The organism is uncultured Granulicatella sp. (genome assembly GCF_963528195.1).
In the GTDB taxonomy this organism is placed as follows: Bacteria; Bacillota; Bacilli; order Lactobacillales; family Aerococcaceae; genus Granulicatella.
The window spans coordinates 1-9,312 of sequence record NZ_CAURVN010000047.1 but is presented as its reverse complement, the minus strand read 5'-3'; the positions used below and the strand labels follow the sequence as shown (position 1 = coordinate 9,312).

General features: G+C 34.7%; 10 protein-coding genes. All 10 read left to right on the top strand.

Going from position 1 to position 9,312, the window contains the following annotated elements:
• Nucleotides 1-153 precede the first annotated feature (153 nt).
• The 10 genes from epsC (at nt 154) to RWR88_RS07830 (ending at nt 9,153) form a co-directional block, all read left to right on the top strand.
• A complete protein-coding gene (epsC, locus tag RWR88_RS07875; RefSeq protein WP_314451648.1) occupies nt 154-726 on the top strand; it encodes a serine O-acetyltransferase EpsC in 573 nt (190 codons plus the stop codon).
• On the top strand, nt 710-2,122 hold the full coding sequence (cysS, locus tag RWR88_RS07870; protein WP_314451647.1) for a cysteine--tRNA ligase: 1,413 nt from the start codon (nt 710-712) through the stop codon (nt 2,120-2,122). Before epsC ends, cysS begins: the two co-directional genes overlap by 17 nt.
• 8 nt (nt 2,123-2,130) lie before the next feature.
• Nucleotides 2,131-2,529, top strand: a complete 399-nt coding sequence (locus RWR88_RS07865) for a Mini-ribonuclease 3 (protein WP_314349679.1) — start codon at nt 2,131-2,133, stop codon at nt 2,527-2,529.
• A complete protein-coding gene (rlmB, locus tag RWR88_RS07860) occupies nt 2,522-3,370 on the top strand; it encodes a 23S rRNA (guanosine(2251)-2'-O)-methyltransferase RlmB (protein ID WP_314451645.1) in 849 nt (282 codons plus the stop codon). Before RWR88_RS07865 ends, rlmB begins: the two co-directional genes overlap by 8 nt.
• A gap of 10 nt (nt 3,371-3,380) precedes the next feature.
• Complete coding sequence (locus tag RWR88_RS07855) at nt 3,381-3,905, top strand: NYN domain-containing protein (RefSeq protein WP_006703815.1); 525 nt, start codon at nt 3,381-3,383, stop codon at nt 3,903-3,905.
• Between the two features lie 270 nt (nt 3,906-4,175).
• The gene (locus RWR88_RS07850; protein ID WP_314451643.1) at nt 4,176-5,054 is read left to right on the top strand and encodes a hypothetical protein; all 879 of its coding nucleotides are present in this window, start codon (nt 4,176-4,178) and stop codon (nt 5,052-5,054) included.
• A 150-nt stretch (nt 5,055-5,204) separates the two neighbouring features.
• Nucleotides 5,205-5,915 carry a response regulator transcription factor gene (locus RWR88_RS07845; RefSeq protein WP_314451641.1) on the top strand — a complete coding sequence of 237 codons (711 nt, stop codon included), beginning with the start codon at nt 5,205-5,207 and terminating at the stop codon, nt 5,913-5,915.
• A gap of 3 nt (nt 5,916-5,918) precedes the next feature.
• Entirely contained in the window at nt 5,919-7,325 is a 1,407-nt protein-coding gene (locus RWR88_RS07840) for a HAMP domain-containing sensor histidine kinase (protein ID WP_314451639.1), read from the top strand.
• A 20-nt stretch (nt 7,326-7,345) separates the two neighbouring features.
• Nucleotides 7,346-7,972, top strand: a complete 627-nt coding sequence (locus RWR88_RS07835; RefSeq protein WP_314451638.1) for a VanZ family protein — start codon at nt 7,346-7,348, stop codon at nt 7,970-7,972.
• Entirely contained in the window at nt 7,969-9,153 is a 1,185-nt protein-coding gene (locus RWR88_RS07830) for a class I SAM-dependent rRNA methyltransferase (protein ID WP_314451636.1), read from the top strand. Before RWR88_RS07835 ends, RWR88_RS07830 begins: the two co-directional genes overlap by 4 nt.
• Nucleotides 9,154-9,312 lie beyond the last annotated feature (159 nt).

The following is a 9,312-nucleotide window of genomic DNA, read 5'->3' as shown; positions in this document are numbered from 1 at the left end:
AAAAGAGACGACTTAAGTCGTCTCAAAAAAAGTCTAACTTTTTGGGGTCACTTCATTGAAAAGTCTTTTTTTAGTTTCTTAATTTGAGAAAGCGAAAAAACAGTAGAAAATATGCTATAATAAAAAATAGTACGAGTAAAGGAGAGTGAGAAGATGGGGCGTTTTCAAGAGGATATGGAAACCTATAAAAAGAACGATCCAGCTGCACGAAGTAGTTTAGAAATTATTTTAACGTATCCAGGCTATCATGCGACAGTGATGCATCGACTAGCACATTGGTTACATACTACTTGCCGATGTAGACTTCTTGCTCGCATGCTGAGTACATTTAGTCGATTTTTTACTGGAATTGAAATTCACCCGGCAGCGCAAATTGGTCGTCGATTTTTTATTGATCACGGCATGGGAATTGTTATTGGTGAAACTGCGATTATCGGAGATGATGTAAAAATGTTCCACGGTGTTACATTAGGTGGAACAGGAAAGCAAACGGGAAAACGTCATCCAACCATTGAAGATGGAGTATTATTGTCCGCTCATGTTCAGGTCATTGGACCAGTTACGATTGGAGAAGGTGCCAAAATTGGTGCAGCAGCAGTAGTATTATCAGATATTCCAGCTCATACAACAGCAGTAGGCTTACCTGCTAAAGTTGTTCGAATTCATTCAAAAGAAGAACGAGAAATCACAGAATTATATGGAGGAAATTATGATTCAAGTATATAACACTTTAACACGTCAAAAAGAAGAATTTAAACCACTAGAACCAGGCATTGTAAAAATGTATGTTTGTGGGCCAACGGTTTACAATTATATTCATATTGGAAATGCGAGAAGCACGGTTGCATTTGATACGATCCGTCGTTATTTCGAATACCGTGGTTACGATGTGAACTATGTTTCTAATTTTACAGATGTGGATGATAAAATTATTAAAGCAGCAAATGAAACAGGAATGACACCGGAAGAAGTTTCTAAAAAATATATCGAAGCTTTTTATGAAGATACAGCTGCTTTAAATGTAAAAAAAGCAACTTTAAATCCAACCGTTATGAATACAATGGATGATATTATTGCCTTTGTAGAAGCATTAGTCGAAAAAGAAGCAGCGTATGAATCTGGTGGAGATGTATATTTCATCACTGAAAAATTCAAAGATTATGGAAAATTAAGTGATCAAAGTATTCAAGATTTACAAATAGGAGCTAGCCAAAGAACGGAAAGTGCAGATGATGCTAAAAAGAGAAATCCATTAGATTTTGCTCTATGGAAAAGTGCTAAACCAGGTGAAATTAGTTGGGATTCTCCTTGGGGCAAAGGTCGTCCAGGTTGGCATATTGAATGTTCCGTAATGGCGACAAAACATTTAGGAGATACTATTGATATTCACGGTGGTGGACAAGACTTAGCATTCCCACACCATGAAAATGAAATTGCGCAAAGTGAATCGAAAACAGGTCATCCGTTTGCTCGTTATTGGATGCATAATGCTTTTGTAACAATGGGGGAAGATGGAGAAAAAATGAGTAAATCTCTTGGTAATTTCGTATTAGTGCACGATATTATTAAAGAAATTGACCCTCAAATTTTACGTTTCTTCCTAGCAAGTGCCCACTATCGTAGACCATTGAAATTCAGTGAGTCTTCACTACAAGAAGCAACAGCGAATGTGTCAAAAATTCAAACTACTTTTAGCAATACACGTTACCGTTTAAACAACGCTGTTGACTCATTAGAAGATGACCAAGATGTATGGGCTAGTTTTGAAGCATTAGAAGCAAAATTCCAAGAAGAAATGGATGATGATTTTAATGCAGCTAACGGGATGACAGTGTTATATCAATTCGTAAAAGAATGGAATGTATATTTAGAGCGTGAAGCAGTATCCCGTGTTATTTTAGAAAAATTATTACAAAAAGCTGAACAATTATTTGCGATTTTTGGAATGAAAGAAGTTCAAGAAGAATTAGTAGATGATGACATTCAAGCATTAATTGATGAACGTTTAGAAGCAAGAAAAGCGAAAAACTTTGCACGAAGTGATGAAATTAGAGAATTATTGAAAGCTCAAGGAATTGTGTTAGAAGATACTGCTCAAGGAACAAGATGGAGAAGAGTATAATGGAAATCATTAAAGATTGGCATTTATTAAATGGCTTAACATTAGCTTATATGGGTGATGGTATTTATGAATTATATATTCGTCAACATGTATTGAGAACAGGAAAGACGAAACCAAATATTTTGCATCGTGAAGCTACTCGTTATGTTTCTGCCAAGGCTCAAGCAAATTTAATTCAACAAATGTTGGATAACGAGTCATTTTTAACAGAAGAAGAATTAGAATACTTCAAACGTGGAAGAAATGCTAAGAGTCATACAAAGGCGAAAAATGCGGATGTCATTACTTATCGTATGTCTACAGGGTTTGAAGCGATGATTGGTTATTTATATTTAAGTGGACAAAAAGAGCGATTAGAGGAAGTCATCGCATGGTGTATTCAACAAGTGGAGGAAAAACATGGCTAGACAAGAAAAAAATTCGAATAGAAGAAAAGGAAGCCAACCAAAGGGTTTCAAAAAAGAGGGAAAAGCACCTCGTCCAAAATATACACCGGAAAGTTCTTCGAATGAACAAGAGTCTACAGATTTTGTATATGGACGTCACGCAGTAAGAGAAGCGTTACAACAACCAGAACGTGTGAATAAATTATGGGTTCAAGAAGCTTTATCTGGAAAGGAAATTACTCCGATTATTGATTTAGCAAAGGAACACCGAATTCAAATTCAAAATGTTCCGAAAGCTAAATTGCAAGATCTTGTGGGTGAAGTTGTCCATCAAGGAGTGGTTGCTTCAATTGCAGCTTATGAATATGCAACTTTAGAAGATGTCTTTGAAAAAGCTCAGAAAAAAAATGAAGATCCATTTATTTTAATTTTAGATGGAATTGAAGATCCGTATAATTTAGGAAGTATTTTACGTACGGCAGATGCTACAGGAGTTCACGGAATTATTATTCCGAAGAGAAGAAGTGTTTCTTTAACATCTACTGTAGCGAAAGCTTCTACTGGAGCTATCGAGCATGTTCCCGTTGTTCGTGTGACGAATCTAACTCAAACGATTGAACAATTAAAAGAACGTTGCGTTTGGGTGTTTGGAACAGATATGAAAGGGACAGATTATCGTCAATGGAATACAAAAGGCCCAATTGCGATTGTGATGGGAAATGAAGGAAAAGGTGTCTCTCGTATCGTCAAAGATGCCGTTGATGAAATGATTACGATTCCGATGACCGGACATATTCAAAGTTTAAATGCGAGTGTCGCAAGTGCTTTAATGATGTATGAAGTTTTCCGTTCTCGTCATTAATGGGTGATTTATGAAGAAACAATTATATATCATTGATGGGTATAATATGATTGGTGCATGGCCTGAATTAGTAAGTTTAAAAAAACAAGGTGATTTAGAAAGTGCTCGTGATTTACTCATCCATCATTGCGCTAATTTTAGAAAATTTGAACATGTTGAAGTGTGGATTGTTTTTGATGCACAATTTGTTCCCGGTATTACTCAGTCATTTGAATCTTCTCAAGTGAAAGTTATTTTTACAGCAGAAGATGAAACGGCAGATGAATATATTGAGAGAACAGTTAGCGAAATGAATACACAAGTCATTCAAGTTTCTGTAGCAACGAGTGATTTAGCGGAACAATGGGTCATTTTCCAAAAGGGTGCTTTAAGAAAATCTGCAAGAGAATTTTTTAAAGAAATTCAAAGAAGTAAGAAAAAGCAAGATCAATTATCTAGACAATATCAAGAAATCTCCAGACGTCGTTCACCATGGAGTGATGAACAAATGGATAAATTGAATATTTTACGATTCAAATTACAAGAAAAAGATTGAAAGTTTTTAGATGAGAAAGAGCTAAGAGGTTGAACTTAGCTCTTTTTTATTTCACAAAAAGTAATCGTTTACAAAGTGTATTTGTTGCAGTACAATTGAATCGAAATATAGAAGTTATATAACAGAAGGGATAGATGAAAACATAAGTGTGGATTGTTGACCTAGGAAGAATGCTTTAATAATGAACTTTTCATACATAAATGACAACGATATACACGATATAAAATAGTAAGATGCAATGAGTGAACATGAAGATTGGGGGAGAACAACATGAAAAAGATAATCACTGTTTTGCTTGGAATGTTGGTATTAACTTTAGGAAGTTCAAGTGTGTTGGCAATGGAAAGTGAGAATATGGCTTCTGATATCGGTCAAAGTGAATTTGAGAGTTTAGTAACAAAATCAGAGGAGAGGTTGAATCAATTATTTCTATCTTCGGATATTCAATGGGAAAAAGCGGTGAAAGTATATGAACAGGCATCATTTTTTGAAAGTGTTCCTCAAGTTGATGATGTACGTTTAAAAGAAGAATTGAAAAAGACTGAATATTATTGGGTTGTACCAACTTCTCATCGTCAACCAAAAGTAGAAATTCGATTTGATATTGTAAAGGATTTTGATAGAGAAGAAGCGAAAAAATCTGTAGCAAATGGATTGATGACTGCAGAGAGTGTTGCAGAACAAGAAAAACAAATTGGAAAATGGGATATTACTTCCGTTGGTGAATATGAAGAAGGAGTAGAACCATTTGCTCAAATAATAGAAAAGGTATTAAAAGAGCAATCAATCAACCCAAAAGCCATTTATTATATTCAACCAACAAAAGTGATGATGGATCCAATTGTTTTAGTGAAGTTATCAGATAATGAATATCGCATACTCATTCACTCACTACCATTTGAAGAAAATCAGATGAAGAGTAAAGCCGGAATATTAAAATTTGATACGCTTTATCCATACGAAACAGCTCAAAAGGTTTTAGCTACTTACTTAAATGAAAAATATATAGAACGAACAGGTAGGAATTCAGCTCCAGAGCCTAGTGGAGTTATTTTTGTCGAGCATTTTAGAGCGATGATGATTGTGGGAGTCGTGTTCGTTATGATTGTTGGGTTCATTTGTTGGAAAATTTTCAAAAGACGTCATTAAATTACTACTAAAGCTTAAATAAAACAAAAATTCTGAGGCGACTTCGGTCGTCTCTTTTTCATATTCACAAAATCTTCATACTTTCTAGTTAACGGATTCATAAAATTAAGGTATACTAAGTGTGAAATCATCCAAAAAGGGGGAAGTAAGATGCATATTTTAATGATTGAAGATACAGAAGCAGTATGTGAAATGATGGAAATGTTTTTTGAAAAAGAGGGGTGGACAGCAGAGTTTTATCATGATGGAAAAGAAGGCTATGATGCCTTTGTGAATCATCAAGATAAATGGGATCTAGTGATTTTAGATTTGAATTTACCTTCAATGGATGGCATGCAAATTTGTCGTCAAATTCGTCAAATGAATGAGCAAGTACCAATTGTCATGTTAACAGCGAGAGATTCAGAAAGTGACCAAGTTATTGGGTTAGAAATTGGAGCAGACGATTATGTGGCGAAACCATTTAGTCCATTAACAATGATGGCTCGTATTAAAGCATTACATCGTCGTATTGGACGTGGAACTTCTAGTGAAGCTCCAACCAATTCAGGACAATTTGATATAGAAACAAAACACGTTTCAATTAATACAAAAACTCATGAAGCCTTTATTGATGGGGTGAAAATTGATGGTTTGACTCCAAAAGAATTTGATTTATTAGTCTTAATGGCACAACATCCTCGTCAAGTTTTCTCAAGAGAACATTTATTAACGAAAATTTGGGAAGATCCATTTTACGGTGATGAGCGTACAATTGATGCACATATTAAAAAATTACGTCAAAAAATTGAAGCAGTAGGGCCTCATGTCATTCAAACGGTATGGGGTGTAGGATATAAATTTGATGATAGTGGGATTTAGAAGATGAAATATTTTTACCAACAATTAGTAGGATTTTTATCGGTTGTATTAGTATCCGTTGTTGTTTGTGGATTATTGTTTTATAATGTCATGACGAATAAAATTTTCATGCAACGGTCGCAACAACTATTTGGATATGCCAAAGCGATTTTAGTAAATGATTTAACAGCTGAACAAATTAATAGCAGCTTATCCTTGTTGAAAGATGAACATTTAGGAGTTGCGATTTTTGATAAAGATAATAAAATGACTTATCCAGCAACCGTATTAAATGTTAAAAGTTCATTAACGGATGATGAATTACAACATCTTCAAGATGGTTCTGCGGTTAATATGAAGCAAACAAAGCATAATTTTGTGGGAGAAGCAGCAGATTTAGTAACGATTTATTATCCAATTTTTAATAATCAAACTTATAATGGGTTTCTAGCGATTTCTAGTCCATTAAGTCGTATTGAAACGGAAATGGCGGAATTACGAAATTCTATTTTAGTAGGATTTTCATCAGCAGCAGTGGCAGGAGTTATTCTGAGTGTCTTATTTGCTAACTATCAAACAAGACGAATTAATCGCTTAAGAAAAGCGACACACGAAATTGCTGAAGGAAATTATGATATTTCGCTACCAACTCAAAAACGAGATGAATTTGATGATTTAGTAATGGATTTTAATAAGATGGCAGAGTCATTACAGAAATCTGAACAAGAAATTGAACGACAAGAGAATTTAAGACGTCAATTAATGATGGATGTAGCTCATGAGATGAGAACACCACTAACAACGATGAATGGATTATTGGAAGGGTTAATTCACCATATGATTCCTGAATCCCGCCGCGAGAGAAGTTTAGAATTAATTACGAATGAAACACAACGTCTCATCCGATTAGTGAATGAAAATCTAGATTATGAAAAAATTCGTTCCGATCAAATTGTGTTAGTGAAACAAAACTTCTCAGGCGCAGAAGCTTTACAAAATGTTGTCGATCAATTGCAAGAATTAGCTAAAAATAAGGGGAATGACTTACGCTGTGAATATTCGGAAAACTTTACAGTTTATGCGGATTATGATCGCTTTATTCAAATTTTAGTGAATATGACGAAAAATGCGAACCAGTTTACAGATAAGGGACATATTCTTCTTAAAGGATGGAATGAAGACACGAAAGCTATTGTTCAAATTATTGACGATGGAATTGGAATCAATGAAAAAGAAGTAGAAGCAATCTGGGAACGATTTTATAAAGCAGATGTTTCAAGAAAGAGTACAAAATATGGGGAGTCTGGAATTGGTCTAGCGATTGTTCATTCATTAATGAACAGTCATCATGGAACGATTCAGACAGAAAGTGAAATTGGCGAGGGAACGACATTTACACTTACATTCCCTGGAAAAGAAGAAAAAGAATAAGGAAAGGGATGAATCGGGAAATGTTGTTATTAGAACCAATCTATCAATGGCTAGAACAGTTATTGGACGGACGAATAAATCATTTCCCATTGATTCGTCTTTTAATGAATAGTATCGATCATGCTCTTATATTCTTTATTGGATGGGTAGGAGTATGGTCGATTTCTCTCTTATTTAGAAAATATCACAAACAAAAGATTGATTGGAAATTTGAGAGTTATCTTCATTTGTTTATTTTTTATTTACTTGTATTGTTAAATATTACGATTTTTCGACAATCGAGTATTTTTAAACTAATGAGGATTTCACCACGACCTTTGCAAGACATTTATTGGATACCATTTGTAGATAGTGTAAAATTATTTATGCATGGATCACTATTTGCAGCATATTATAATGTCTTTGGGAATATTATTTGGTTTATGCCAATAGGTTTATTTTGTGGGATTTTATTAAAAGAGAAAAGTCATTATAAACTATCTTTTTGGGCTGGTTTATCTATCTCTCTTATAATAGAAATTAGTCAATGGTTATTTTCAACAGGTGTCACTCATATTGATGATGTGATTTGTAATGCTTTGGGAAGTGTTTTTGGATATTGGTGTTATAAAAAATATCAAGAAAGAAAAAGGAGATTAGAATTATGAAAGAAATCATTTTAAAAACGAAAGCAGCTAAATTAGTGAAAAAAGGGTCTCCTTTATTAAATCAAGAGGATTTAGCCAAACCTCTCGAAGCAAAAGAAGGCGAATGTGTTCGTGTTTGTGATGAAAAGAAAGAATTTTTGGCAATGGCTTATGTAGGGTTTCAACATAAAGGGATTGGATGGGTTTATTCTAAAAAAGATGGTGAGAAATTAACTCCTCAATTTGTAAAAGGCTTATTCCAAAAGGCTGCACAAAAACGTTCTTCTTTAATGATGGATAACAGTACGACAGCTTTTCGCCTGTTTAACGGAGAAGGAGATGGACTAGGTGGGATTACGATTGATTGGTACGATGGATTTGTCGTTGTTTCATGGTATAGTGCAGGGATTTATCAATGGAAAGAGTTGATAGTAGAACAATTGCAAGAAGCAATTCCATGTATCCAAGGTATTTATGAAAAGATTCGTTATGCTTCAAAAGATAAATTACCGGAGAGTCAATTCGTAAAAGGAGTGAAGGTGAGTGAGCCATTGATTGTTCAAGAAGAAGGAGTTCGTTATGCAACGTATCTTAATGAAGGATTGATGACAGGTATCTTTTTAGATCAACGTGAAGTTCGTACGTTGTTAAGAGATGACTATAGTGCTGGGAAAACGATTTTGAATTTATTTAGTTATACAGGAGCGTTTTCTGTAGCTGCAGCAATGGGTGGTGCGGTTCAAACAACGAGTGTGGATGTTGCCAATCGAAGTTTAGAGAAGACTCGGGAACAGTTCGAGGTAAATGGAATTGATGCATCTGAACAAAAGATTTATGTAATGGATGTATTTGATTATATTAAATATGCAGCAAAGAAAGCTTTAACGTTTGATACGATTGTGTTAGATCCTCCTAGTTTTGCTCGTACGAAGAAGAGAACTTTTTCGGTTGCGAAAGATTATGCTGGTTTAGTGGAGCAATTAGTTCCGTTAACAGCAAAAAATGGGAATTTAATTTTGTCGACGAATGCGGCAAATGTTTCAGAGAAGCAATTTTTAGAGATGATTCATAAGGGGCTTCGTTCTTCTGGAAGAAGGTATCGAATAGCGCATCAGAAGAAATTGCCGTTGGATTTTCCAGTGGCACCACATACATCGTTGAGTGATTATTTGAAGGTTGTATTTGTAGAAATGGATGCGTAGGAATAGACTTCCAGATGTAGTAGTAAAAAGGACGCCAGCAGCTTCGCTATCGCGAATCTCATGGCTAAAAATCGAGCTTAGGTCTCGATTTTTCCAGTAATAGAGAGGCTGGGCAAAAAGTCTCAAAAATAGAAGAAAGCACGTCCTGATTTTGACTAA

Bases quoted from the DNA above. Each gene is read 5' to 3' on its own strand.
- RWR88_RS07855 (WP_006703815.1), top strand. From the start codon at position 3,381: ATGAAGAAACAATTATATATCATTGATGGGTATAATATGATTGGTGCA.
- epsC (WP_314451648.1), top strand. From the start codon at position 154: ATGGGGCGTTTTCAAGAGGATATGGAAACCTATAAAAAGAACGATCCA.
- RWR88_RS07840 (WP_314451639.1), top strand. From the start codon at position 5,919: ATGAAATATTTTTACCAACAATTAGTAGGATTTTTATCGGTTGTATTA.
- rlmB (WP_314451645.1), top strand. From the start codon at position 2,522: ATGGCTAGACAAGAAAAAAATTCGAATAGAAGAAAAGGAAGCCAACCA.
- RWR88_RS07830 (WP_314451636.1), top strand. From the start codon at position 7,969: ATGAAAGAAATCATTTTAAAAACGAAAGCAGCTAAATTAGTGAAAAAA.
- RWR88_RS07845 (WP_314451641.1), top strand. From the start codon at position 5,205: ATGCATATTTTAATGATTGAAGATACAGAAGCAGTATGTGAAATGATG.
- cysS (WP_314451647.1), top strand. From the start codon at position 710: ATGATTCAAGTATATAACACTTTAACACGTCAAAAAGAAGAATTTAAA.
- RWR88_RS07835 (WP_314451638.1), top strand. From the start codon at position 7,346: ATGTTGTTATTAGAACCAATCTATCAATGGCTAGAACAGTTATTGGAC.
- RWR88_RS07850 (WP_314451643.1), top strand. From the start codon at position 4,176: ATGAAAAAGATAATCACTGTTTTGCTTGGAATGTTGGTATTAACTTTA.